28 protein-coding genes are annotated in these 26,350 nt (G+C 41.4%); 21 read left to right on the top strand and 7 right to left on the bottom strand.

Going from position 1 to position 26,350, the window contains the following annotated elements:
- The first annotated feature begins 10 nt into the window (after positions 1–10).
- A complete protein-coding gene (locus C7391_RS04280) occupies positions 11–907 on the top strand; it encodes a metal ABC transporter ATP-binding protein (RefSeq protein WP_133517317.1) in 897 nt (298 codons plus the stop codon).
- A gap of 8 nt (positions 908–915) precedes the next feature.
- Positions 916–1,755, top strand: a complete 840-nt coding sequence (locus C7391_RS04275) for a metal ABC transporter permease (protein ID WP_133517354.1) — start codon at positions 916–918, stop codon at positions 1,753–1,755.
- A 41-nt stretch (positions 1,756–1,796) separates the two neighbouring features.
- Here the strand turns inward: C7391_RS04275 and cptIN are convergent, their stop codons facing one another.
- Entirely contained in the window at positions 1,797–2,132 is a 336-nt protein-coding gene (cptIN, locus tag C7391_RS04270) for a type III toxin-antitoxin system CptIN family toxin (protein WP_133517316.1), read from the bottom strand.
- A 493-nt stretch (positions 2,133–2,625) separates the two neighbouring features.
- Positions 2,626–2,949 carry a rhodanese-like domain-containing protein gene (locus C7391_RS04265; RefSeq protein WP_133517315.1) on the bottom strand — a complete coding sequence of 108 codons (324 nt, stop codon included), beginning with the start codon at positions 2,947–2,949 and terminating at the stop codon, positions 2,626–2,628.
- A gap of 161 nt (positions 2,950–3,110) precedes the next feature.
- On the opposite strand from C7391_RS04265, the gene C7391_RS04260 reads away from it, so the two are divergent.
- From C7391_RS04260 to asd, 6 genes are all read left to right on the top strand, one after another.
- Positions 3,111–4,004, top strand: a complete 894-nt coding sequence (locus C7391_RS04260) for a hypothetical protein (RefSeq protein ID WP_133517314.1) — start codon at positions 3,111–3,113, stop codon at positions 4,002–4,004.
- A 121-nt stretch (positions 4,005–4,125) separates the two neighbouring features.
- Positions 4,126–5,421: a hemolysin family protein gene (locus C7391_RS04255; protein ID WP_133517313.1), complete on the top strand. Its 1,296-nt coding sequence runs from the start codon at positions 4,126–4,128 to the stop codon at positions 5,419–5,421.
- A gap of 15 nt (positions 5,422–5,436) precedes the next feature.
- Positions 5,437–5,880: a hypothetical protein gene (locus C7391_RS04250; RefSeq protein WP_133517312.1), complete on the top strand. Its 444-nt coding sequence runs from the start codon at positions 5,437–5,439 to the stop codon at positions 5,878–5,880.
- Between the two features lie 275 nt (positions 5,881–6,155).
- Complete coding sequence (locus tag C7391_RS04245; protein WP_133517311.1) at positions 6,156–6,329, top strand: 4Fe-4S binding protein; 174 nt, start codon at positions 6,156–6,158, stop codon at positions 6,327–6,329.
- Between the two features lie 283 nt (positions 6,330–6,612).
- The gene (locus C7391_RS04240) at positions 6,613–6,789 is read left to right on the top strand and encodes a 4Fe-4S binding protein (protein ID WP_133517310.1); all 177 of its coding nucleotides are present in this window, start codon (positions 6,613–6,615) and stop codon (positions 6,787–6,789) included.
- 291 nt (positions 6,790–7,080) lie between these two features.
- On the top strand, positions 7,081–8,109 hold the full coding sequence (gene asd / locus C7391_RS04235) for an aspartate-semialdehyde dehydrogenase (protein ID WP_133517309.1): 1,029 nt from the start codon (positions 7,081–7,083) through the stop codon (positions 8,107–8,109).
- A gap of 10 nt (positions 8,110–8,119) precedes the next feature.
- On the opposite strand, the gene C7391_RS04230 is transcribed toward asd, so the two are convergent.
- Positions 8,120–8,341, bottom strand: a complete 222-nt coding sequence (locus tag C7391_RS04230; protein WP_133517308.1) for a hypothetical protein — start codon at positions 8,339–8,341, stop codon at positions 8,120–8,122.
- A 1,044-nt stretch (positions 8,342–9,385) separates the two neighbouring features.
- Between C7391_RS04230 and C7391_RS04225 the strand changes: the two genes are divergently transcribed.
- Positions 9,386–10,711: a cobyrinate a,c-diamide synthase gene (locus C7391_RS04225; protein WP_133517307.1), complete on the top strand. Its 1,326-nt coding sequence runs from the start codon at positions 9,386–9,388 to the stop codon at positions 10,709–10,711.
- A gap of 243 nt (positions 10,712–10,954) precedes the next feature.
- Here C7391_RS04225 and C7391_RS04220 read toward each other — a convergent pair whose 3' ends face one another.
- From C7391_RS04220 to radA, 4 genes are all read right to left on the bottom strand, one after another.
- Positions 10,955–11,716, bottom strand: a complete 762-nt coding sequence (locus C7391_RS04220) for a competence protein CoiA family protein (protein WP_133517306.1) — start codon at positions 11,714–11,716, stop codon at positions 10,955–10,957.
- Positions 11,717–11,737: 21 nt separating this feature from the next.
- On the bottom strand, positions 11,738–11,890 hold the full coding sequence (locus tag C7391_RS08280; RefSeq protein ID WP_166627400.1) for a hypothetical protein: 153 nt from the start codon (positions 11,888–11,890) through the stop codon (positions 11,738–11,740).
- A 4-nt stretch (positions 11,891–11,894) separates the two neighbouring features.
- Positions 11,895–12,989: a DNA primase regulatory subunit PriL gene (priL, locus tag C7391_RS04215; protein ID WP_133517305.1), complete on the bottom strand. Its 1,095-nt coding sequence runs from the start codon at positions 12,987–12,989 to the stop codon at positions 11,895–11,897.
- Between the two features lie 231 nt (positions 12,990–13,220).
- Positions 13,221–14,198 (bottom strand): DNA repair and recombination protein RadA, encoded by a 978-nt coding sequence (radA, locus tag C7391_RS04210; protein ID WP_133517304.1) that lies wholly within the window; start codon positions 14,196–14,198, stop codon positions 13,221–13,223.
- 410 nt (positions 14,199–14,608) lie between these two features.
- On the opposite strand from radA, the gene C7391_RS04205 reads away from it, so the two are divergent.
- The 12 genes from C7391_RS04205 to trxA all read left to right on the top strand — a co-directional run bounded on the left by C7391_RS04205 (position 14,609) and on the right by trxA (position 26,320).
- Positions 14,609–15,097 (top strand): phosphopantetheine adenylyltransferase, encoded by a 489-nt coding sequence (locus tag C7391_RS04205; protein ID WP_133517303.1) that lies wholly within the window; start codon positions 14,609–14,611, stop codon positions 15,095–15,097.
- A 109-nt stretch (positions 15,098–15,206) separates the two neighbouring features.
- On the top strand, positions 15,207–15,542 hold the full coding sequence (locus C7391_RS04200; protein ID WP_133517302.1) for a hypothetical protein: 336 nt from the start codon (positions 15,207–15,209) through the stop codon (positions 15,540–15,542).
- Complete coding sequence (locus C7391_RS04195; protein ID WP_223610983.1) at positions 15,543–16,397, top strand: TIM barrel protein; 855 nt, start codon at positions 15,543–15,545, stop codon at positions 16,395–16,397.
- A gap of 344 nt (positions 16,398–16,741) precedes the next feature.
- On the top strand, positions 16,742–17,977 hold the full coding sequence (locus C7391_RS04190; RefSeq protein ID WP_133517301.1) for a serine hydroxymethyltransferase: 1,236 nt from the start codon (positions 16,742–16,744) through the stop codon (positions 17,975–17,977).
- 70 nt (positions 17,978–18,047) lie between these two features.
- Positions 18,048–18,917 carry a tetrahydrofolate dehydrogenase/cyclohydrolase catalytic domain-containing protein gene (locus C7391_RS04185; protein WP_133517300.1) on the top strand — a complete coding sequence of 290 codons (870 nt, stop codon included), beginning with the start codon at positions 18,048–18,050 and terminating at the stop codon, positions 18,915–18,917.
- A gap of 60 nt (positions 18,918–18,977) precedes the next feature.
- Positions 18,978–19,814 carry a dihydropteroate synthase gene (gene folP / locus C7391_RS04180; protein ID WP_133517299.1) on the top strand — a complete coding sequence of 279 codons (837 nt, stop codon included), beginning with the start codon at positions 18,978–18,980 and terminating at the stop codon, positions 19,812–19,814.
- Positions 19,815–20,523: 709 nt separating this feature from the next.
- Positions 20,524–21,528 (top strand): hypothetical protein, encoded by a 1,005-nt coding sequence (locus C7391_RS04175; protein ID WP_133517298.1) that lies wholly within the window; start codon positions 20,524–20,526, stop codon positions 21,526–21,528.
- 278 nt (positions 21,529–21,806) lie between these two features.
- Positions 21,807–22,778, top strand: coding sequence for a hypothetical protein (locus C7391_RS04170; RefSeq protein ID WP_133517297.1), 972 nt, complete (start codon positions 21,807–21,809; stop codon positions 22,776–22,778).
- A 547-nt stretch (positions 22,779–23,325) separates the two neighbouring features.
- Entirely contained in the window at positions 23,326–23,937 is a 612-nt protein-coding gene (locus C7391_RS04165) for a methylenetetrahydrofolate reductase C-terminal domain-containing protein (protein ID WP_133517296.1), read from the top strand.
- Between the two features lie 100 nt (positions 23,938–24,037).
- A complete protein-coding gene (locus C7391_RS04160) occupies positions 24,038–24,919 on the top strand; it encodes a methylenetetrahydrofolate reductase (protein ID WP_133517295.1) in 882 nt (293 codons plus the stop codon).
- 221 nt (positions 24,920–25,140) lie between these two features.
- A complete protein-coding gene (gene cofE, locus C7391_RS04155) occupies positions 25,141–25,959 on the top strand; it encodes a coenzyme F420-0:L-glutamate ligase (protein ID WP_133517294.1) in 819 nt (272 codons plus the stop codon).
- Entirely contained in the window at positions 25,946–26,320 is a 375-nt protein-coding gene (gene trxA / locus C7391_RS04150) for a thioredoxin (protein ID WP_341777448.1), read from the top strand. The genes cofE and trxA overlap by 14 nt, the downstream gene beginning before the upstream one ends.
- Positions 26,321–26,350: the final 30 nt, after the last annotated feature.

Genomic DNA, 26,350 nt, shown 5'->3' with positions numbered 1-26,350 from the left:
TGAAATCAAAATGAATTCAAAAGAATTTGATTCAAACGCGCCCGTCTTAGATGTCCAACATCTCTGGGTCCGCTATGACGCGCATACCGTTTTGGAAGATGTTTCACTTCAAATTGCCGGGCCCGGTGAAATTCTCGGAATCATCGGTCCCAACGGCGGCGGAAAAACCACATTTTTAAAATCTATTCTCGGCTTAATCCCGATTTCAAAGGGCGAAATTTCCGTTTTCGGTTTATCGCCCGAAAAAGCGCGGCAGTATATCGGGTACGTGCCGCAGTACAACAAATACGATTATGATTTCCCGATCAGCGTTTTGGAAGTCGTTTTAACAGGCCGTCTGAAGCGTGCCGGTTTGTTTCACCGTTATTCTAAAGAAGACAAGGCAGCGGCGATGCAAGCACTTGAAACCGTCGGCATGGCGGAGTTTAAGGACAAACAAATCGGCGAACTTTCCGGCGGTCAGCGCCAGCGTGTTTTCATCGCCCGCGCGCTTTCAAACGACCCCAAATTTTTGCTCATGGATGAGCCGAATACCGGTTTGGATACATTCATGCAGGATGAGCTCTACCGCATTCTGGCTGATCTCAAAAAGGAAATGGCAATTATCGTCATCAGTCACGATGTCGGTGCTGTTTCCGCGCACATGGACAAAATCGCATGCATGAATCGCCGCCTCTTTTTCCATGACAGCAAAGAAATGTCACGCGAAGACTTCATCGCCGCTTACGGCTGTTCCATTGATCTGGTCGCTCACGGTGTTCCGCATCGCGTTCTTGGGACGCACCCGTACGCACACGGCGCGGACGGCAGCACTTGCGGGTGCGGCAGCACGCCTCTTGTCATCTCAGATCTCGCCGCCGAAACACCGGCAGCCGGTCAAAAGGATGAAACAAAGGAGGCAAAATAATGCTTGAAATTTTAGATGCGCTTCAATATACCTTCATTCAGCGCGCGATTCTGGCAACGATTTTGACATCCATTGCCTGCGGTGTCATCGGCGTTTATGTCGTCACCAAAAAAATAGTTTTCATTGCAGGCGGCATCTCTCATGCTTGTTTCGGTGGCATCGGCCTCAGTTTTTATCTCGGTCTCAATCCGCTCATAGGATTATTGCCTTTCAGTATTTTATCCGCCGGCGCGCTCGGTTTCTTGAGCAAAAAAACAAAAGTTTCCGAGGATTCCGCCATCGGCATTTTATGGTCGCTCGGCGTTGCAATCGGCGTAATTCTCATTTATTTGACGCCGGGATACGCGCCCGATTTAATGACCTATCTTTTCGGCAACATTCTGACGGTTCCCGCCTCCGATATCTGGCTCATGATTGGAATTGACATTGTCATTTTAGTGACTGTCGTTCTCTTCTTCAAAGAGTTCCTTTCCATGTGCTTCGATGAAGAATACACGCGTGTCGTCGGCGTATCTTCAGATAAAATCTATTTGCTGCTCCTTTGTCTGCTTGCACTTGCAACGGTTGCCATGATTAAAGTCGTCGGCATCATTTTAATTATCGCGATGCTTTCCATTCCGGCATCCATCAGCCGCAAGTTTTCGCATAATATGAAAACAATGATGGTTTATTCAAGCGTCATCGGCGCAGTCTTGAGTTTGATCGGACTGGCTTTGTCATATCAGTTTGATTTGCCGTCAGGCGCGACGATTATTCTCGTGATGAGCGTTGTTTATTTGTTTGTTGTCGGGGTAAGTGAAATTCAGAAAAGAGTTCAAAGAAAGAATGTTGAAGTTGATTTTGAGTGATTTTGAATAATTTTGAGTGTTTTCAAAATCATTTCTCTTTTTTATTCTTCGTTCATTTCTTCAATAAGGATTTTCAGTATCAAATCAATGTTTGGCGTAATCACTTTGATTTTTCTTTGATGCAATTTTAAAATCCTGCGCGATTTTATTATAATTTCTTCTTCCGCTTTTTTTTGAATATTCATATCGTTGCCGTTTCGATCGATATATCTTTCCGAAATATATCTCTTTGACACAGGAAACATTTTCTGAATTATAAAAACTGTTTGTCGGTTTGCTAAATAATCAAAATGGATTATGTCACATCTTCCATTCTTTTTAATATTGTAGTTATAAATGGTTTTATATTTTTCAATTTTAGAGGATACCGGAATCATCCACTATATTTCTGAATTATTCGGGTCTTTAAATGAAAAAAAGAATGGTCTTTTTCCTTTTCTTCGATTTTGAATACTTCTATTTTTTAATAATTCTTCATCCGGAAATTTTTCAAAAAAATCGTCTGATAAAAAATAAAAGCGTTCGCTCACCGATTAACCTCCTTAAAAATGAAAGTGCCGGCATTTTCCTTTTACGTATGCCGACTGACGTGAATGCCGTGCCCGCGTCTTTTTTTCAACTCCGAACATCGGGAAACGGAGAAAATGGTCTGTGTTTATTTCTACTTCGAACATCAGAAACGAAGATTTCCATAACAGTTTACACCGTTATGATTACGAGAGCATTCATCCGTAATATACAGTCTTTCGACTTGCAATTATAAAAAAGACACCTGGTTATAAATATCTTTTTTTATTTCTGAAAACCCTTTTTTGTTAAATGTATATAATTTCAAAATTGTAAATTTTAAAAATAAAAGTGAAAAGACTTTCACTTCTCAATCGGCAATTTTCTTGATTTCCAAGCTGTAATGCCGCCTTCAATCATATACACATCTTTAAATCCGGCATTGTTTGCTTTTTGGGAGGCGGTTGCCGAGCGGTTGCCGGCACGGCAGTAGAAGACAATTATTTTATTCTTGTCCAATGCATTCAATTTTTGGTCGAAATCCGGGCTGCGTATGTCAATATCCGTTGATCCGGCAATGTATCCGTCAGAATTTCTTTCCTGTTGTGATCGAACATCAATGAAATTGACATCTTTTTCTGAAATCAAGGCTTGAATTTTTTCGGGAGATTCACTTTTATAGCTCATTTTTTAACACCTATTTTATAAATAAGCGTCAATTTATATATCCCTTTTTATTTATACGCTATTCTTATATTTTATCACTTTTTTCATTTAATTCAAGTTAAGTAATTTATATTATACGAGACTATTGTAAAATTGATTGGAACATTAAGCAGGTAATTATAATGGGGAAAAAACAAGAAACCAAACAGTATGAAAAATCGGAACATTATGCGATCGGCGTCGTAGAACCCCGGATTTCGCGCTACATCCGATATTTCGTTTTATTTGTTTTATTGGCAAGTATTGCTTTAATCGTTTTACAGATTTTTATCGGTCTTGAGGACGGCGTCACAATCGATAATCTTCTTCAAGAAAACATCTATTACTTCTTTTTCATCATCATGACGCTGATTTATTTAGCGCTTCCCGGTTTTGTTCAAAAAAGAATGGGATTTGTTGTTGATCCGCGTTTAATCATTGTGATTTCTCTTTTCATTTTCGCAGGATCTTTCCTCGGTCAAGCTTTCAGCTTCTTTGACCGTTTTACGTGGTGGGACACAATGCTTCACACCATTTCCGGCATCATTTTGGGATTAATCGCGTTCGCACTGACATCTGCTTTAAACGATTCCGAAAAATCAACTTTGAGATTAAATCCGTTCTATGTCGCGCTTTTCTCATTTACATTTGCGGTCGCCGTCGGCGCGCTTTGGGAAATCGGGGAATACACATTGGATTGGCTGTTTGGGACAACAATGCAATGCTGGGATGAAGACGCTGCATTGTATTTGACCGGAAATCCGGCTTATCAGAACGTCGCCATCATTGATACAATGGAAGATCTGATTGTGGATACAGTCGGCGCGCTCATTGTTTCTGTAGTCGGCTATTTCTATCTCTCCCGCGGTAAACCGTTTATGACGACAAAACGTATTCGCAACTGTTCCGTGTCGGTGTCCGAATCAGAATCAAAGTCAAACTCGAAATCGAATTCAAAATCGAACTCAAAATCTGAATCCGGTGCTGAATTCACGACCGAATCTGAATCAAACTCAAAATCTGAGGACAAATCATAATTCAAATAATACATTTTGACCGAAATGTTTCAGCATTTCGGCCGATTATTTTATTTCATATTTTTAAGAAAGCTTTAAGACCAAAGTCGAACAAAATGGTTAAGCATCGGTTTGATACATCATGGCTTATACTGAAATTATTGTTATTCTTGTTTTAATATTGATTAACGGGCTTCTGTCTTTATCAGAAGTTGCAATCACATCTTCGCGCAAATCACGTTTGAGAAGCGCAGCCAAGGACGGAAAACCGGGTGCTCAGAAAGCACTCGATTTGGCCGAAGATCCGTCGCGATTTTTATCAACGGTTCAAATCGGCATCACAACAATCAGTGTTTTTATCTGTATTTATGCCGGGGCTTCTTTATCAGGCAGTTTGGCTGAAATCTTTTCGAGCATTGGAATTATTGAAGATTATGCTCGGCCGCTTTCCGTTTTAGTTGTCGTTTTAGTTGTTACTTATTTCTTAATCGTTCTCGGGGAATTAATCCCGAAGAAAATCGGCTATTCCCGCCCGGAATCCATCGCGAGCATTATTTCCCGCCCGATGAACTGGATTTCCATTTTATTGTCACCGATTACCTGGTTCGTGAATGGCTCGGCGAATTTTGTCAGTCAGATTTTTGGCATAAAAGCATATGAACCGGCAACAACCGAAGAAGATGTTATTGCCGCTGTCCAGGAAGGCATTGACGGCGGGGCAATTGACGAAACCGAACAGGATTTGGTGGAGCGTATTTTCAGTTTGGATGACCGTAAAGTCAGTTCTTTGATTACGCACAAAAACGATTTGATTTTCATCGAAGTTTCGGCAACGCAAGCCGATGTTCTGGCGACGATTAAGAAAACACCTTTTTCTGTTTATCCCGTCACGGATGGCGGTATTGACAACATTGTCGGTGTTTTGCTTGTCAAAGAGCTGGTCGGTGAAATCAACAATCCGGATTTCCATTTGGAAAACGTTATGCAAACCGTTAATTTTTTGCCGGACAATATGACGATTTTATCCGTTTTGGAAAATTTCCGCGAAGCGCGGCATGAATATGCAATTATTACCGATGAATTCGGCAGCATTATCGGTTTGGTCACGCTCAGTGACATTTTTGAAGCGCTTGTCGGCGATACTTCCTCCCACCCGTCTCATGAAGAATATGAAATATTCAAACGTTCTCCCAACACATGGCTTATTGACGGGCAGTATCCGTTTTATGATTTTTTGGAATATTTCGATTTATTGGATTACCGCAACGAATACCCTTATAACACGCTCAGCGGCATGATTTTGGATAAATTCGGTAAAATTCCGGGTGTCGGCGATACGCTTGAATGGCTTCACTATGAAATTGAAGTGGTTGATATGGATTCGGCCCGCATTGATAAGGTGCTTATAACAGACAAAGGATCTGCGCCGTCTGAATAATCGTTGGTGAGCATTATGTTTTCCGACTTCAATTTTTCCGATTCAAAATATGCTTTGCTCTCGTTTTCCGAATTGCCGATTTCATATCGGCGTGAGGGGGAGCCGAGAGTATTTGAAAAGGATGAATTTGAAGCGGCAGAAAAGCTTTTGGAAAAGGCGGTCGCGGTTTTTAATGAAAAACGGTCAGAGGATTTTGTAACTTTTATGGCGGAAAATCCGGCGTCAAATTGGGCGCAGACGGATCTTTTTATTGAACTTGAACGGTATTATCGTCAATATTTCCCGTATTTGAATGAAAGAGGCGACCGGTGTCTTTGGATTAATTTGTTTTGCCGTCCGGTCGGTGATTGGAAAACGCACCGGGTGCAGGTTGAAGGCGGTGGCGTGTGTTTCTTCTCTGTCGGTTTTAATTTAGATACCGGGAAGCGATTTGATTTTCTTGTCAATGACAAAAAGTGAGATGAATCTTCTTCTTTTCTTAAAAGTTATATACCTAAATTGTGTTATTTCATGAAGCTTTGTGAAGCATAATGAATGTTACATGCTGATTCATTCAACCGATTCTGATTTAATTATCTTGGTCGGGCAAGACGAGGGTTATGTGAGAGGCATTCATTAAAAATAATAATCAAAAACGAGAAATATTAACCAAAAACAATGTCGGATTATACGTTAATTTTGTAAAATTTGAAAAATTAAATTTTATTTCTCACATCATTTAGGAGGAAAAACTTATGGCAGTAATTATTGACAGAGATGAATGTACAGGCTGCGGCCTTTGTGTTGACGAATGTCCCTCTGAAGCACTCAGTTTAGATGCTGAAGGACTCTCAACCGTTGACGCAGATGCCTGCGTTGACTGCGGTGCTTGCGTTGATGTTTGCCCCGTTGCAGCTATTACATTGTAAAACCGTTTTCTTTAAAATTTTAAATATTTTCAATTTTTTAAAAATTCACCCTTTTTTTGAAAAGGGCGGATTTTAAGAAACACAGACAAGATGTCTGTTTTCTTTTTTGTTTTCTTTTTTGTTATTGCAAAAATTTTTTGTTTTACCGCTGTTTTTTCGAGCAATCAATAAAAATCGTGTCAACCGTTACATTTTTGCGAAAATGCTTTTATACTCTTTCAGCTTTTATCAACTATCTTGTTCCTTTTTGGAACAATTTCAAGTTAATTTGGAGGATTAAAACATGTTACCCGTTGTAAACAGAACTGAATGTACCGGTTGCGGTATTTGTGTTGATGATTGCCCGTCCGGCGCAATTTCCTTAGATGACGCAGGTATTTCCGTCATTGACAAAAATGCATGCACAGACTGCGGCAACTGCATCTCCGCCTGTCCGGCAGAAGCAATCGCCGAAAGCTGATTTTTGTATATTTTTGTACATTTTAAAGTTGATTCATTTTATGAATCACTTTAACTCGTTTTATTTAATTCATGGTTGTTTTTTAATTCATTTTCTTTTTAACTCTTTTTCACTTTTTAACTCATTTTCTTTTAATCCGTTTCGCTTTTGAATCCGTTTTTATCTCGGGGCTGACTTGCTTTTTTTGTGTTTTTCTTTTCAGCGAAACATTAATAATCTCATCAATTTTATTAATCGCACTTATACTGTTTATACTGTTATTGGTGAAATTAATAAAGAGAGGTCATTTGAATGGCAAAGATTAAAGTTGGTGTTCTCGGCGCAACCGGTAATGTCGGTCAACGTTTTATTCAGGCATTGGACAACCATCCGTGGTTTGAAATTTCAGCGCTTGCCGCATCCGAAAGAAGCGCAGGCAAAAAATATGGCGAAGTCGCCGACTGGAAAATCGGTACTGAAATTCCTGAAGCCGTCGAAGATATTGAAGTTGTCACAATCGACCCGAAAAAAATTGATGCCGACATTGTCTTTTCTGCTCTCCCGGCTGATCTTGCAAAGACGATTGAACCGGCTTTCGCGCAGGAAGGTTTTGTTGTTGCCAGCAACGCCGCATCATTCCGTATGGAAGAGGACATTCCGCTCGCTATTCCGGAAGTCAATCCCGATCATTTGGGACTCATTGATGTTCAGAAAAAGAACAGAAAGTGGGACGGCTGCATTATTACCAATCCGAATTGTTCTACAATTATGATGGCGGTCACTTTAAAGCCGCTTCTTCAGTTCGGCATTGAATCCATCAATGTCGCGACGATGCAGGCCATTTCCGGTGCCGGCTACAATGGCATTTACGCGATGTCCATTTATGACAATGTTGTTCCGTATATCGGCGGCGAAGAAGAAAAGATTCAAAGCGAAACGCTGAAAATTTTCGGCGACTTCGACGGCAGTAAAGTCAAGAATGCGCCTTTCAAGGTGAGCGCTTCCTGCCACCGCGTGCCGGTCATTGACGGTCACACCGAAGCCGTTTGGGCAACGCTTGCCAAAAACCCGAAACCCGAAGACGTCCGCGACGCTTTCCTGAAATTCGACCCCGGGCTTTCTCATCTCCCGACCGAACCCAAGCACCCGATTATCGTTCGTGACGAGCCCGACAGACCGCAGCCGAGACTTGACAGAGATATGGGCAACGGCATGAGCGTCTCCGTCGGCAGAATCAGAGAAGGCATCAGATACATCGCGCTCGGCCACAACACCATCCGCGGTGCCGCCGGTGCCAGCGTATTAAACGCCGAGCTGCTCAAAGAAAAAGGATACCTCTGAGGTTTCCTTTTCATTTACCTTTTTTACTTTTTTTGGGTTTTATTTTTAATTCTTTTTTCATTTCGCTTGTTTCTATTTTTAAACCGAAACATCGTTTTTCATATTTTTTAAAACCGAACGCCTGCTTAAACCCAAAAATAAAAACCGATTTTGTTTTAAGATTTAGACGGCGTTCATTTTTTCTTATTTTTGAAAACGGATGTTTCGGTTTGAAAAGTAAATGAAAAACCAAAACGACCACCTCCAACGACGCGTTTCACGAACGTAGTGAGTGAAAGAAGGCGTTGGAGATTCGCCCCATGCGATTAATAAAAAACAAAGCAGAGATGTTAAAGGTTAAACATATTCAGCCGAAAAAAGAGTTTCATTCACGGCGGGTAGTAATCCGCAATTTTCAATTTCATTCGCTTCGCTCATGAAATTTCAATTGCGGTCGTACTTGAACTTTTCTTTTATTTAAACAAAAACAAACATCGTTTGTTCATATTTTTTAAAAATCGAACGCCCATTTAAACCCAAAAATAAAAACCGGTTTTTATTTTAAGGTTTAATCGGCGTTCGTTTTTTTATTTTTGAAAACGGATGTTTCGGGATGAACTGTAAGTGAAAAACCAAAATAACCGCCTCAAACGACGCGTTTCACGAGCGTAGCGAGTGAAAGAAGGCGTTGGAGATTCGCCCCATCCAATTAATAAAAAACAAAGTAGTGGCAGTAAAAATCGAAAATATATCCGATCGGTAGCGAAGGTTTCATCAACGGTGGGGAATATCCGCAATTTTCAATTTTTGCTCGCTTCGCTCATGAAATTTCAATTGCGGTCGTATGTGAACTTTTCTTTAATTTTAACGAATCCAAACATCAATTTTATTATTTTTTGAAAACCTGAACGCCTTTAAAATCTGAAAATAGGGAACTTGCTTTTGTTTTAGTGTTTAACCGGCGTTCGTTTTTTATGTTTTTATAAACAGATGTTTGGGCTTGATTTGTTCCCTCAAATCGAACAGATTTTTTTGATTTTTTTAAAAATTTTAATCTTTTTTCAAATCAGTTCAAATATCAAAACGAATTCATCATTATTAATTAAATCAATTAATTTTTATTAATCAATTTTATTACTTCTATGCATAACATTTTTTTAAAATTCAATTTATCATTTCTTCTTTTCGATTTCTCTTCTTTTTTCTTTAAGGGGAAATGCTTATTTGCTCGAATCAACAAGTTTTTTTTAGAGATTTTAAATAATTCATTCACGAATCTTTCGAAAATGGTGAAACAATGACAAAAGGATTCTTAATTGCGGCAACAGGAAGCGGTGTCGGAAAAACAACCTCTTCCATGGGATTGATGGCAGCACTCAAAAAGCGCGGCAAAATCGTTCAAGGCTTTAAAACCGGTCCCGACTACGTCGACCCTGCTTATCATACCGTTATTTCCGGTCGCCCGTCTTACAATTTGGACACCTATATGATGGGAACCGACGGCGTTGTCGATCAATTTATGTCAGCCTCTGTCGGGTCTGACATTTCCATCGTCGAAGGCGTCATGGGACTGTTTGACGGCATGGATTCCACCGAAATTTCAGGCGCGGCGCATGTCGCCAAAACACTTGACGTTCCCGTTTTCTTAGTCATTAACACGCACGGCATGTCACGCAGCACTGCTGCCATGCTGAAAGGATATGCCGAATACGATCCCGACGTTCACATCGCCGGCGTTATTCTCAACAAGATCGGCAGTCCCAGACATTTGGAACTCATCAAAGGCGCGCTCGATGACAAAATTCCGATCGTCGGCGCGCTTCCGAGAAATTCAGATATCGCCGTTCCCGAAAGATACATGGGTCTTCACCTGCCCGATGAAAAAGATTTAGATTATTCTCAGCTTGCCGATTTCATCGAAGAAAACATGGACATCGACTTGATGCTCCAAATCGCTGCTGATTATGAAAAAGAACGCCCTGCGCCGAAAGAAATCAAAACGCATGAGGCGGATGTTAAAATCGGCGTCGCTCGTGAACCGTCTTTTTGTTTCCATTATCCTGCCATGTTTGATGCGCTCAGACAAGCCGGCGCAGAAATTGAATTTTTCAGCCCGACAGCCGGTGAACTTCCCGAAGCTGACGGTTATTATTTCGCAAGCGGCTATCCTGAATTTCACGTCAAAGCCCTTTCCGAATCGCCGGCAACAAGAAAATTAAAAGACTTGGCCGCCGACGGCATTCCGATGTTCGGCGAAGGCGCCGGTCTTTCTTACCTTTGCGAATCCTATGAAACCGAAGACGGCACATTCAAAATGGCCGGCATTCTTCCGGCAGAATCGAGAATCACAAAGAAACTTCAAGGACTCGGTTACGCCGAAGCCAAACCCCTCTCCTCCGAATTCGGCTCTAAAAACATTCGCGCTCACGAATTCCATTATTCTTTAACCGAACCCGAAAATGATTCAAAATTCGCATACGAAATGCTTCGCGGAAAAGGAATTGCCGATAAAAAAGACGGATTGCACGAATACAATGTGCTGGCCGGTTATATGCAAATGCACCCGGGATCATTCCCCGTCGCAGATTTTGTTGAAAAATGCAGAATTAATAAGAGAAAGTAAGATGAACGGCTTTATTCCGTTTTCTAATCTTTTTAGTCTTTTCTTCTGTATGATTTTTCTTTCAGATCATTTTTTACAATATTGATCAATTTCAAATTTTTCATGATGCAGTCTTCCATCTAAAGTGGAAATTTTATACCAGCGATATAACTGGCGATTCTTAATAATCGTTTTACATCCTACACAAAAATTTGTAAAATAGAAATCTGTTAGTGTTTCACATCTCTTTTTAAAATGGACACCCTAAGAAATTGCACAATTTATTTCTTCTGCTTCAAAATCTTTCGGATATATGTATTCTGATCCCTGTTTATTTTCAATTGAGATGATTGCTGCTTTTACTGGTAATCCGCATTCTAAACATTTATTTTCGATGACGTGAAGTATTTTTCTAAATTGGTCAGATTTACATATGTCACATTTACTTTGCAAGCAAAAATCTACATCATCAGGAAATGATGCTTTTTCTTCTATGTTCTCAATATCTGTGTCCGACTGTAAATTTATTTGAATATATTTTATGTTCTCTTCCTTGTAGAATAATAATTTATTCTCAGCAGTAGGATTGGAAACTACAATTTCAATTGCGACTAGTACCTTTTCATTTTTATCGAGTAATGCAATATCGGGTCGATACAAAATTAAATCATGTTCCGTCCGGACGAATTTTACATCTTCTAATAAATTTGCCGAATGGTTTGAATTGCATAACTTGCAATTCCATGTAATATTAAATTCATAATTTGTTGTAACATAAAGTTCCAATTCTTTCGCAAGTAAATTTTTAAATGAATAATGTAAGGCGGTTTCTGCCGTACAGTTTTGAGTTATTATTTTATGTGAAAAATGTGGCCTTTTTGAGCCCTTTCCGGTTTTTCCGCTTTTGCGAAGTATTAATTCCGTTTTACAAACAGGACATGAGTATTTTTGTCCTTTTTCTGCATCCGTTACTGTTATGATTTTTCCTTTTTCATCAATTGCAACAGTATATAAAATATCGAACATTCAACTCTCCAAAATACATTTTCAACTTATTTCTTCAAATTCTTTCAGTTCTTCCAACGTTTTTACAACAATTTTTCCTTCTTTGAATTGCTGAATTGATCGGTCTAATTTTCTTAAATATGCTCTATTTCTCATTTGTTTTTGAATTTTTTCAAATTTATTGAGTTTTTTCATAGCATCAACCTGGTTCATTATTTTCTAAATTGTTATTTTCGTTTGCAGTTTTTTCTTCATCCTTGCCGTATTTTTCTTCTTCCGCCTGCCGCTTCGCCGCCAAAAACTTCAACGCACTGTAATAGCTCAGCGGATGACGGATTTTCGCGCACATATTATCCTTGCCGACACAGTTGCCGTAAGTCTGCATTGTCGCGCAGGATGGTGTTTTGTATTGATTGTTTGCGATGTGTTCCACTTGGTAGCGCGTTTTTTCTTCACTGAAGTCGGGAGATACGTTGAATGCATTCACAACATCATCGGTTTGCATGCCGACGTTGAGCAAAAATGAAACCATTGCAAAACGCATGGAGTGTGCCAGGTTGACACCTTCTCTGACATTGGAAAGCGCTTTGTTGATGCACGGCGGGAACATGGAAAAGTCCACTTCGCCCAAATCCGCGTCGCCGAGATTTTGACGCTGCTCTTCGTATTTCGCTTTCAATTCTGTCACTTGAGCGTCACAAGCATTTCGAATCTCATCCGGAATTTCGGGAATCGGAAGGGATCCTTCAATTCTTTTTCGAACCGCTTCCTGAAGCAGGCGCGCAAACTCTTCGCGCTGAATCGTCACGTAACCGTGTTCCAAATGGCGGTTAATTAATTTCCACGACAAATCTTTCATCGACAGTGAATAGCGAATATAATCCGAAAAGTAAATGCGGATATGTTCTTCGGATTGAACGGCGGAAACACCGAAATCTTTTCCGATATCTAAAACAAATTCCGGATCTTTTTCAATCCTTTTTTTCATGATGGAATGTACGGCGGTTGCTTCGGCAAGCGCGTAACGGCGGGTAAACGCAGGCTCGTTGACGCAGGAAACCAAAATGCGCGCGTACGGGTAAGATAAAAGCTCCGACAAAACTTCTTTGTCGTTTCCGAAAGACGGTTTGGATACTTCTCCGTCAAAAGCTTGCATGACACGCTCAAAGCCGCGCCTTCTGACCGACTCAAAAGCGATGGAAGTCATCAGCGAGTCAAGAGAAAAATCCAATTCTTCGACATATTCTGACGTTTCCGTTAAAAAAGGAAATAATGCAAGTTCTTCCGGAGACATTGGTCTAACTTGGTGTTTGAATTATATAAAAGAGTATGCCGGGTTTGAAATATCCTGGATAAATCAAGTAAAATAATCAAATAAAAATATCAAGTAAAAATCAACAAAATCAAGAGTAAGTTCAGATTAAAATCAATAAATCAATATATGAACAAAAAATCAGAAAAGAGGGTGATTAAGATGGAAGCGAAGATCGCTTCCACTTTTAAAAATAATTAAAATTGACATCAATTAAGCGTCAACGATTCCGTCTCTGGTAACTGCCAACACCGCTTCGCCTTCCGGCAAATTCGGAGAGTCAATGAGTTTGACGATTCTCTTGTCGCCTTTGGATTTGCGGATGTACAATCTGAATGTTGCCGTGTGGCCGAGAATGTGTCCGCCGATGGGCTTTGTCGGGTCGCCGAAGAACGCGTCGGGCTTTGACATCACTTGGTTTGTCACCAAAACGGCGGCATTGTTGAGGTTGGCAAAACGCTGGAGTCCGTGAAGGTGTTTGTTTAATTTTTGCTGGCGGTCGGCAAGCGTTCCGCGGCCGATGTATTCTGCTCTGAAATGAGCGGTTAAAGAGTCGACGATTAAGAGACGAACCGGTTTGTCGGAGTCTTTTAATTCGTTGGCGAGGTCCATTGCCGAGTCGACGAGTAAAATTTGATGGTTTGAGTTAAAAGCGCGTGCGACGTGAATATTTTTCAAGAATTCTTCATAATCCAATTCAATTCCAAGTTCGTTGGCTTTGCCTTCAACCATTTGCTGAATTCTGTCGGGGCGGAATGTGTTTTCCGTGTCAATAATAATAACGGAGCCGCCGAGGCCGCCTTGTTCTTGGTCCAATTGAACATTCACAGCCAGTTGGTGCGCAACCTGTGTTTTTCCGGAGCCGAATTCGCCGTAAATTTCCGTAATAGACTGACTTTCAATGCCGCCGCCCATCATTTCATCAAATTCTGTACAGCTTGTTTTGATTTTTCCGATGTGCTGGCGTCTTTCAAAGACCATGTCTCCCGTTTCAAAACCGCCGATGTCGGCAGCCTGTCTGGCAGCGTTGATGATCTTGGCGGCGGTTGCTTCTCCGATCTCAGCGGTTGCGCCGAGTTCGGCCGGGGATGCGACAGCGACGGCTTCAATGGTGTTAAAGCCTGCTTCTCTTAATTTTTCAGCCGTTGCCGGTCCGACGCCGGGGAGGTCTTCTAAAAGTATTTCAGTCATGTATAATTCTCCTACAGATGCACAGTTTTCAAGTTTAAGATTTAAGTTTAAGATGTTCTATTTTTATAAGTATAATTCTTTGCAGGTGCATTGTAATCCCTAAAACACCTGTTCGTTATAAATAGCCGCAGTAAGCAAAGTGAAAGTATTCGGTTTTTGGATGAATTCAAATGCAGCCGATATCATTCATTCCGTTTTAATTTTTAATTTTTAATTCTCTTCAAAATTATTCCGGTTCTTTTATCTTTTGCTTTCATCTTTTGCTTTCATCGTTTGCTTTCATCTTTTGAACTGTCTGATTGCATGAACTGTGCCCTATTTCTATTTTTTTAAATTTTTCTATAACTGATATAAATCTTTTAAATCTAATTGGCACAAACTTAATAATCTCTCATGCTGTTTTTTCGTCTATGGTCAGAATCGTTTTAGGCGGAACATTCGAATCTCTTCATGCCGGTCATTCCGAATTAATCAAAGAAGCATTTGGAATTTTAAAAGAAGCCGGCGACGGTGTCGTTCACATCGGGCTGACTTCCGATGAAATGGCGTCGGGCAAAAATCATGCTGTTTCCGATTATATTTCCCGCGAAAAAATGCTGAACGATTTTATTTCCGGGCTTTTGAGTGAAATGAATCTGCCGGCTGATTCTTATCTGATTACACGCTTAGAGGACTCGTTCGGTCCTTCTGTTTCCGGCGATTACGATTATATTGTCGTCTCTCCCGAAACTCGGGGCGGTGCTGAAAAAATCAATGAAATTCGCCGTCAGAACGGACTTTCCGAACTCACTGTCCGGGTGGTTGATTTTGTTTTGGCGGAAGACACAATTCCGATTTCAACAACGCGGATTTATAACGGTGAAATCGATAAAAACGGTCATCTCCAAAAAAAGAAATGAAAAATTAATATAGCAGCGTGTCTCATTTTTATTTAGAATTTTTATTTGGGTTTATTGACAGGTTTATTGACAATTTCAACTCATTTATCTAAAAACAGGAGGATCTTCTATGGGTCGCGTTTTTTCAGAAACCGATAATCGTATTTTCAACAAACTGGCACCTGAAGCCGGCGGCAGCACGGATTCCGGCGCAGGGCATTCTTTCCCATTCATATTGAGGCCGATTTCACACCGTTTTGCCGAAAGCGGCGAAGATTTCAGAGAACGGCTTTCGCGGTTGGATGCCGAAGAAATCGAATATTTGGCGGATTTGGTTTTGTCTAATCAGGAAGAAATTACAAGTTTGGATGAAGAAGACATGGAAAGCTTCTTGGATTTGGTTGAAGAAAAAATATCTTTTGACAAACGCCAAGAAATCACGCACCACCTCGGGATTGTGGGATAAATGGTCAACACAAAAAAATTGAAAATGCACGACAAATTACTGTTCGGAACCGCCGGCGTTCCCGTCAGTTCCAAAGGGCGCAGCACCATTGACGGCATCGGCCGCGTCCGCGAACTCGGGCTCGACTGCATGGAACTCGAATTCGTTCAAGGCGTTCGCATGGGCGAGAAAACGGCTGAAGAAGTAAATGCCGCCGCCGCTAGGAGCGACGTTGCGCTCAGCGTTCACGGTCCTTATTACATTAATCTCAACGCTGCCGAGCAAGAAAAACTGGATGCCAGTGTTCAGCGTATTTATGACTCCGCCCGCATCGGCAATATCTGTTCGGCGACAAACATCGTTTTCCATCCTGCTTTTTATCTCAAAGACGATCATAAAATCGTTTACGATCGTGTTCTTAATTTGCTGAAATCGTTGGCCAAGCGATTGGAGGATGAAAATATTCCCGTCACGCTCCGCCCGGAAACAACAGGAAAAGCAACGCAATTCGGGGACATCGACGAATTGCTTTCCATTTCCGCGGAAATCGACGGCGTTTTGCCCTGCATTGACTTTTCACATGTTCACGCCCGTGACGGCAAGCACAATACTTACGAAGAATTCAAAGAAATCTTTGAAAAAATCGAAAAAACGCTCGGAAAAGAAGGACTCAAAACAATGCATTGTCACATTTCAGGCATTGAATATTCTGCGAAAGGCGAGCGCAACCATTTGATTTTAGAAGAATCCGATATGAATTACAAAGATCTCATGAAAGTTTTCAAAGAATTCAAAGCGTGCGGCACAATTATTTGTGAAAGCCCGAACATCGAAGACGATGCGCTTTTGATGAAGAAAACGTATGAAGCGATTTGATTAAATTAAAAAATCCTCGCTTTGCTCGGAATTTTTCAGGGCCGTGAGGGAGTGATGTTTGTGAAAAATCGCTGTGCGTTTTTTTGCGGCTTCGCCATTGTAAATACAGTGTTCAAGCAGTATTTGCATCTGCTTGGCTGCCGCCGCGCGCGAGCCGTTCCGATTTCAAAAAAATAATAAAATCTGATCGGTTTTTATATTTGTCAAAATTTGATTTCGGTTTTTGCGGTCATTTATTTATATTTTAATCAATTTTTACCAATTACTTTCCATTTTTTCCTTGCTTGCCGAAATTGACGGCGGCAGGAATTTCAGTACTGAAAATTAAAAGTTAGAGGATGTTTATGTCTTACATTCAGAAAGAAGACCCCGATATGGCAGCCGTTTTCGAAAGAGAACTCAACCGCCAGGAAACACGTTTGGATTTAATCGCTTCCGAAAATTATGCCAGCAAAGCGGTGATGGAAGCCATGGGCAGCGTTTTGACCAACAAATATGCCGAAGGCTACCCCGGAAACAGATACTACGGCGGCTGCGAGTTTGTCGATGAAGCGGAAACTCTTGCAATTGAGCGCGCCAAAAAGCTTTTCGGCGCTGACCATGTCAATGTTCAGCCCCACTCCGGTTCCGGCGCCAACATGGCGGTTTACTTCTCCGTTTTGAAACCGGGAGACACCATTCTTTCCATGAATTTGTCTGAAGGCGGTCACCTGTCTCACGGCAGTCCGGTCAGTTTTTCAGGTCAGTTGTACAACATCGTTCCGTACGGCGTCAACCGTGAAACCGAAATGATCGACTACGACGAACTCGAAAAACTCGCCAAAGAACACAAACCCCAAATGATTGTCTGCGGTGCTTCCGCTTATTCCAGAACAATCGATTTCAAGAGATTCAAAGAAATCGCAGACTCTGTTGACGCTTATTTGTTGGCTGATGTCGCGCATATTGCAGGCCTTATCGTTGCCGACGCGCACCCGAGCCCGGTTCCGTACGCCGATTTCGTGACAACGACAACTCACAAGACACTTCGCGGTCCCCGCGGCGGCATGGTTATGTGCAAAGAAGAATTTGCAAAAGCCATTAACAAATCCGTTTTCCCGGGAATTCAGGGCGGCCCGCTCATGAACACGATTGCAGCCAAAGCAGTCGCCTTTAAAGAAGCGCTTTCCGAAGACTTCAAAAAAGATCAGTTCCAAACCATCAAGAACGCGAAAGTCGTTTCCGACACGCTTTCTGAAAACGGTTTCAGAATCGTTTCCGGCGGCACGGACAACCACTTAATGCTTATTGACTTAACTTCTTTTGACATTACCGGAAAGGATGCCGAAGCCGCTTGTGCAAAAGCCGGCATCGTTTTGAATATGAACACCATTCCGTTCGACAAACAAAAAGCATTCATTGCAAGCGGTATTCGCGTCGGAACGCCGGCAGCCACCACCCGCGGCATGAAGGAAACAGAAATGGAATTCATCGGCAGCGCAATTTCCCGCACCATTAAAAACGCAGGAAATGACGCCGAACTCGAAAAGATCAGATTGGAAGTCAAAGAACTTTGTGAACGTTTCCCCGTTTACAAATAATCTTTTGATTTCTTTTTTTAATTTTATTTTCTAAACGCCGGACATTCCGGTTTTATTTTAAGGTGATTTTTTGTCTGAAATCGACACTTCTAAAATTATCGACGGCAAAGCCGTTGCAGCCAAAGTGGAAGCTGAAGCAACAGCTGCCGTTTTAAAACTGAAAGAAAAAGGAATTTCCCCCAAGCTTGTCACCGTTTTGGTTGGTGACAATCCGGCATCTCAAATGTATGTCCGCATGAAACACAAAGCCTGCGAACGCGTCGGCATTTTGGCAGAAGACAGCCTGCCGCCTGTAGACATCACTGAAGCCGAACTCTTAGAACTCATCCGCGGCTTAAACGAAGATGATTCCGTTTCATCCATTCTGGTTCAGCTGCCGCTTCCGCCGCACATCAATGCGCAAACGATTATGAACGCCATTTCGCCGATGAAAGATCCCGACGGATTCCATCCGTTCAACATGGGCAACCTGATGATTAACGAAGAAGGCCTTGTTCCGTGTACCCCGAAGGGCATTATTCGCCTGATGGAAGAATACAATGTTGAAATCAAAGGCAAAAACGCCGTCGTTGTCGGCCACAGCAATATTGTCGGCAAACCGATGGCAGCCATGCTTCTCAATCGGGACGCAACCGTTTCCGTCTGTCACGTTTTCACAAAAGATTTGAAAATGTACACCAAAGAAGCCGATATTTTGGTTGTCGGCACCGGTGTCAAGCATCTGATTAAAGAAGATATGGTTAAAGAAGGCGTTGCCGTTTTTGATGCCGGCATTACGACAGATTCAACCGGAACTTACGGGGATGTTGATTTTGAAAATGTGATTAAAAAAGCCTCCCTCATTACGCCTGTTCCGGGCGGTGTCGGGCCGATGACGATTGCGATTTTGATGCAGCACGTCATCAAATGCGCCGAGATGATTGCGGAAACTAAAAAATAATAAACAAAAAAATTAAAAATAAAAATTTTAAAAATATTGTAAGCGATTCCGGGGAATTTCATGACATTTTCGGTAAATATGTGCGGCTTAACTTTCGGCGGCAGTCATCCGCCGCATGTGATGGGTATTTTGAATCTCAGCCCGGAATCGTTTTACAAAAAATCTGTCCGTGATTCGTCTTCAATTTTGGAAGCCGCTCAAAAAATGATTGACGACGGCGCAACGCTTTTAGATGTCGGCGCGCGGTCCACATCGCCGTGGGCGGAAGAAATCAGCGTTGAAGAAGAAAAAAACCGCCTTTTTTCAGCACTCAAAGAACTCTCCGGCAACATTTCCGTTCCGATTTCGGTGGACACAATGTATGCCGAAATCGCGGAAGGCGCGCTGAACCGCGGCGCTGAAATCATTAACGATATTTCCAGCTTAAAAGCAGACGCGCGAATGGGAAAAGTCATCGCCGATCACGATGCCTGCGCGGTTTTAATGGCAACGCAAAAGATTCCGGGCGACCCGCTCGGCATGGACGCGGTCATGTCTTCTTTGTCCAACGCCATTTCAAATGCGGAACACGCCGGCATTGATCCGCAGAAAATCATTCTGGATCCTGCCATCGGGCACTGGACTCCGGAAAAAACATCAGACTATGATTTTGATGTTATTAACCGGTTTGAAAATTTTAATGTTTTTGAAATGCCGATTTTGGTTGCTGTTTCTCGTAAATCATTCTTAAATTCCGTGGTTGAAAAACCGGCTGAAGAGCGATTGATCCCGAGCTTGGTTGCGGCAAGCATCGCCGCTTACAAAGGCGGTCATATCATTCGAACGCATGATGTTTCTGAAACCGTTGACGCGATGAAAGTCGTTTATGCTGTCAGAAACGCAAAACTTTCGGTTTAACCTTGAATTCTTTTCGGTTAAATCCTGAATTCTTTTCGGCTTGGTCCTCAACTCTTTTTCGATTTTTATTTTTATTCTGTTTTTGTTTAGTGATGTTGTGAATCGGCCGCGTGCGCGACGACGCGTCATTTTTTGTGTGTTTTTGAAAACACTTAATATTTCTTATTTTTTAATCTGTACTAACACGCTGTGCCTGTTTTCTTTTTCACTTCCGCTTATTATCTTTTCAGATTCCGTTTTAATCCTTTTTATCTTTGGTTTTATGAAAAAACATCTCAAAAAATGTTCGTTTTCCGTTATTTTTTCGCCGAAAAGTTTTCGTTTGATTCGGTTTCATTCTGCCAATTCCTTTTTTAAAAAATGTAATTTATTTTTCTTTTTTTCTATATTTAATTCTCTTTTTGTATTCTTCTCGTCTATTATTTATTCAAATTATCAATTTTATTTGTTTTTGGTATGGCGAAATCTCGTCAACTTTTTATATTAATAATTGGTTTAATTTTTGTTTGTCATATGAAGTTATAAAAAAATAAGAATCTGTAACAAAGATTGATTGCTTTTTTATTGCTTCATCAAATTCTACACCCCTCTTCAATCGGTTTTCATAGGGCCGGTTGAATCTCGTTTCTTTCTGAAACGGTTTTGTTTAAATTTCCGGAATTTTTCATTCCCTTGAAAGCACATATTTTCCGGAAAAAGGATTGATTATATGAAAAAAATATTTTCACTGACTCTCGTCTTATTATTTATGCTCGCCATGGTTGCACCGGCCGCAGCGCACTCGGTTATTGTTTTTCCGGGCGCTTCACAGGAGGCATCCGTTAACGTCAAAGCCGATGACTTTTATTTCAAAGTCGGCGACACCGCAAACCTTTACCTCTACATCATTCACCCGGCAGAAGCCAATTACGCTGAAATCGGTCCCGCTTTTAATTTGACTCAACAGGTCATCTACCCGAACGGCAGCATCGCAAACGTGACATTGACACGCTCCGCCTCCAACGTTACATACGACACAGGCAACGGCAACTCTGTGACAACCAACTGGTATTCTTCCAACATCAAACTCGATCAGGAAGGCGTTTACTACATCACCAGCATCCAAAAAGGATATGACAACGGCACACAAAACAGAGAAAGACAATCTGTCACAGTTCTTTATGCAGGCAACAGTTCAACCGGCTGGGACAACTTGAAAAAAATCGGTCTGAACACAAGCGCTAACGTTGTTCTTACACCCAACACAGACACCCGCAACATTAAAGCAGGCGCATCTGTCAATTTCACTTTCCTTGGAAACATGAGCTTCTTCGCGCAGGAAGTCATCGACTCTAAAGATGTCCTTGACCCGCTCCCCGTTGAAGTCGCAGAATACATTACCCCGTCTCAAATGAAAGCAAACGGCGAAGGACTTCTTACAACGACCCACGTTAAATCCAACGCAAACCCAACCTTTACCGCAACCGTGTCTAAAGCAGGTATTTGGACATTCATGGGTGTGAATGAAGAAGGAGAAATCGGCGGCGACAACTACCAGGCTGTCTACGTTATGCCCGTTTCTGCAAGTTCCAACAGCGGAAATGAAGGCAACAGCAGTAACAACAACAGCAGCAACAGTACCGGCGATGATGACAGCAGCATTCCCGGAATCGGCGTTGTCGGCATTATTGCATGTCTCGGTGTCGCAGGCGCTTTGTTCATGAGAAGAAAATAATCTAGTTTTTGAAAACGAAAGTGAGTTTTTACTCATTTTCTGCTTCTTCTTTTTATTTTATTTCAGTTCTTCTCTGTCTGTTTTTTAATTCATCCTTATCCGATTCTTTTATTTGCTTTTTTATGCGGGTACTTTGCCTCTTTTAATCTTTCAGCACCAATTATATATAATGTTATTACGATATTCAATTTTCGTAATACGAAGTAAATTTAAATTTTTACTTTTTATTATTTTCTGAATATGCTTTCAATCCTTATATTCAGGGGCAGTGGATTATTATGACAAATAAAATCATTTCATTCTCAATTGCTTTCTTGCTGATTCTTTTATTGGTTTTGCCCGCTTCCGCTCACTATGTGACGATTTTTCCGGGCGCTTCTCAGGCTGGATCAATAAATGCAACCGCAGAAAGCTTCTATTTCGAAAAGGGAGATTCAACAAATCTCTATTTGTACATCGTTCATCCGACCGACGCTAATTTTGCTGAAATCGGTGAAAATTTCCAAATCAATATGACATTGATTGCACCAAACGGAACGGAAACACCCGTTTCAATCAAGCGTTCATCCGGCAATGTCAGTTATGAAACCATTGACGGTTCAATTGTTACTGCAAACTGGTATGTCGGATCAGTTAAATTTGATCAGGACGGCGTTTATTATGTCAAAGGCTCTCAAAAAGGATTTGATGATAACGGAACAATGACGCGCGAAAGATACACAGTTGCGCCGCTCTATGTCGGCAGCAGCTCAGCCGGTTGGGATAATGTTAAGACTTACGGTCACACCGCAGGAATTCCTGTAACAATCTATCCGGTATCTAATCCGAACAACATCAAAGAAAACAGTTCATTAACGTTCTCAGTCGACGGCAATTTAAGCTGGTTTGAAAATGAAGTTGAAAACCCCGCGCCTGTTAAAAATCCGTTTCCGGTTCGTGCGGAAGTGTATGTCAATCCGTATGAATTAAAAGCAAACGGGCCTTCCGAAGGAATTTATACGCATTTGGATGCAAACTTGACAAAATCCTTCACATTCAATGACAGTGGCGTTTGGTCGGTTGTTGCCTTAAATCAAGATCTCGGCGAAGACCGCGATAATTATCAAATCGTTTACATGCTTCCTGTTTTGCCGCAGTCTTCCGGCAGCAACAATACAGGCGACGATGACAGCAGCATTCCCGGAATCGGTGTTGTCGGCATTATTGCATGTCTCGGCGTTGCAGGCGCTTTGTTCATGAGAAGAAAATAATCAAAAACATTTTTTGATTTTTGAAAATGAAAATGGGTTTTTACTCATTTTCTGCTTTTTTATTTTTCACTTTTCTTTTTTATTTCTGTTTTACTTTCAACAGCCATCGCCGCGCGCGAGTCGCACCATTTTTCAAAATAAATGTGGGGTATGTCTCATTTTTTCATTTTAAACAAAAGCCACTTCCGAATTTTGCATTTTTTTACTATTTAATGCACCTGCTGAACGTAAAAGTAATTGTACAGCTATCTTGCCGATTCCGTTTGCTGCCTGAAGTCACCGCGAGTCATCGCGCGTGATCTGCATCTTTTTTTGTTATTTTCGGTAAAAATGCCCTTCGTTTTTCTGATTATTTTGTATTAATCATGATTATTTTGTATTAATTATGTTAATGTTAATTTCTGATTTTCTTTTAACTTTATATACAAATAAAGCATATATCATGATATTCTTAATTTTCGACTTTATTGAATGACAGCGTCTATTGGGGGATGCCGTTCATGAAATTCGAATAAAAACGATTTTAATAAACCATTTTCGATTTGCTATGATTATTACCAAAGCGAAGCCGTTTGAAGAAATTCTGCCTTTCGTGGAAGGTCGAAAAAGTATTTTCATCATCGGCTGTAATGTCTGCGCCGCTAAAATGAGGACCGGCGGTGAGCCCGAAGTCTTGGAGCTTGCCGACCGATTAGAGCAGGCCGGCCATCCGATTATCGGCTGGGCACTGCCGACAGCAGCGTGCAGCGTTCGCTCTTTTGATCATCTGGTCGCGAAAAATGAAAAAATCAAAGACGCCGATTGTATTTTGGTGATGGGTTGCGGCAGCGGAACGTCTGTTGTCTCATCCGTTACAAATGTTCCCGTGACAGGCACAAACGAAACCGTATCGCTTGGCGGATGTTTAGGGTTACATCCTTCCGAACATCTTTGTATCCTGTGCGGCGAGTGCAATATCGGCGACTTCAGCGGCATTTGTCCGAATGCGCGCTGTCCGAAGTCTCAAATGAACGGGCCGTGCGGCGGCTCTAAAAACGGAAAATGCGAAGTTTCCCGCGAAAACGAGTGTGTGTGGTATTTGATTGAACAGAAAATGGATTCAATTCATTTGATTCCGACACTCTCTGACATTCAAATGCCGAAAAATCATCTAATTTGAAACGTGTTAAAAGTTAATGATTATGGAATGCAGGGATAAAATGGCAACTAAAATAATTCCGAGGACGATCTCTAAAAACGTCTCGCATCCCGGGGTAAATATGGGTTCGAAAGGTACATTTAAAGAGAAATTAAAATCATCGCAGTTTCTTGTGACAGGAGAAGTTTCACCGCCCAAAGGCATTGATTTTTCACCGGCAATTGAAAATATGAAATCCATTCAGGGATTTGTTGATGCGATTAATATTACTGATAATCAATGTGCAACGCTTCATATGTCGTCCATGGCGTTTGCACGTCTGATGATTGAAAACGGGTATTCTGATCCGGTTATGCAGATGACCTGCCGTGACCGTAACAGAATCGGACTTCAGGCGGATTTACTCGGCGCAGCGGCACTCGGTATTCCCAATCTTCTTGTCATGAGCGGCGATCACCCGAAATGCGGCGACCACCCGACAGCCAAACCCGTTTATGATTTAGATTCTGTTCAACTGTTAAGAACAATTAATCATCTCAAAAAAGGATATGATTTTTCGGGAAACAACCTCACCGGCGCACCTGATTTTTGTGTCGGTGTCGTGTCCAACGCGGATCCGAATGAGCGGCTCCAAATCATGAAGCTTGAGAAAAAACTTTCTTTTGACGTTGATTTTATTCAAACGCAAGCGATTTTTGACATTGAAAAATTCAAGGAATTCTTGGAAAAAGTAGAAACGGACGTTCCGATTATTGCCGGAATTATTCCGATCCGGTCGGTTCAAATGGCTCGTTACATGGACAATAATATTCCGGGCATTTCAATTCCGGATGAAATTCATGAACGTATTCAAGCAGCAGACGATCCGGTTTCCGAAGGAATGATTATTTCAGCGGAATTAATCATGCGGCTCAAACCGATTTGCCGCGGAATTCATATGATGCCTGTCGGCGCACATACTTATACTGAAAAAATTCTGAAAAAAGCGCATGTTCTTGAATAAAGTAACGCTTTTTTCATTTATCGTTTTTTCATTTATCGTTTTTTCATTTACTGTTTTTTCATTTACCGTTTTTCATTTTACTGTTTTTCATTTACCGTTTTTTTTTGTTTTCCTTTTTTTGTTTTCCTTTTTTTGTTTTCCTTTTGTTTCCGCAATTCTTTTAATGAAGAACGGATTTTGTTATTGTTTACTGTTTATTCAATTTCTAAAAAAGGATCTTTATGTCTGTCCCTCCCGCTCAAAATTCACAGCCCGGCTCGCCGGTTGATTTGCCGCTTGAAATCTTCGGCTTAAAAAGTGATTTGATTTGTCCCGGTGAGGATATTCTTTTAAAAATCAGGGCGGCGTTTGAGCAGGCGAATTTGCTGCCTCAAACAAATGATATTCTTGTGATTGCCGAATCCGCTTTGGCGACCTCTGAAAATCGGGTTGTTCTGTTGGATGATATTCAGCCGAGTGTTGCCGCCTTGGAATATGAAAAATTGTATCAAATCGATGCCCGCGAGGCTGAACTTGTCATCTCGGAATCCGATGTTATTTTCGGCGGCGTTTTCGGGGTTTTGCTAACGCTTAAAGACGGTATGCTCTGTCCGAATGCCGGCATTGATAATTCCAATGCGCCGGAAGGCTGCGTTATTTTGTATCCTGAAAATCCGACAAAAAGTGCCCGAAAAATTGCCGAATTTGTTTTGAAAGAATTCGGTGTTCATGTCGGTGTGATTATTGCCGACAGCCGAACACAGCCGCTTCGCCTCGGATGCACAGGCGTTGCAATTGGAGCTGCCGGTTTTTTGGCAACGGTTGATAAACGCGGAGAAACGGATTTGTTCGGTCGCCCGCTGGCGGTTACGCGCGTCGCGGTTGCTGATAATTTGGCATCGGCGGCAGAAGCTGTCATGGGCGAAAGCAATGAAAGTACGCCTTTTGCTTTGATTCGGAACGCGAATGCCGTTTTTGACTCGGAGGCATTCGGAATCACAACGATTTCTCCCGAGGAATGCATGTATTGGGGCGTATTGAAAAAGAGTGGCAGCGTCTAATTTTTTTGAAAAGTTATTCAAAACACAAAGATTATTTAGAAGCGAGATCTATTTTATCTTGTTTCGATTATTAAAAAACAAACAGGTGAGAAAAATGAGTTTGGAAGTTATTGATTTTACAGCGGCCTGGTGCGGTCCCTGCAGAATGCAGAAACCGATTATTGAAGAATTGGAAACCCAATACAAAGACAAAGTGAAATTCAGCGTCGTCGACGTTGATGAAAATCAGGAATTGGCTCGCCAATATTCAATTCACGCCATTCCGACAATCGCGATTTTATTAAACGGCGAATTGGTCAGCAGTTTTGTCGGCCTGACCTCCAAAGAGAAATTAGAAGTCGAGATTGAAAAATATCTCTAATTTAATTTCGTTTTTCTTTTTATTTTTTAT

This window comes from Methanimicrococcus blatticola, from assembly GCF_004363215.1.
GTDB lineage: Archaea > Halobacteriota > Methanosarcinia > Methanosarcinales > Methanosarcinaceae > Methanimicrococcus > Methanimicrococcus blatticola.
This window is presented reverse-complemented; position numbering and strand designations above follow the sequence as displayed.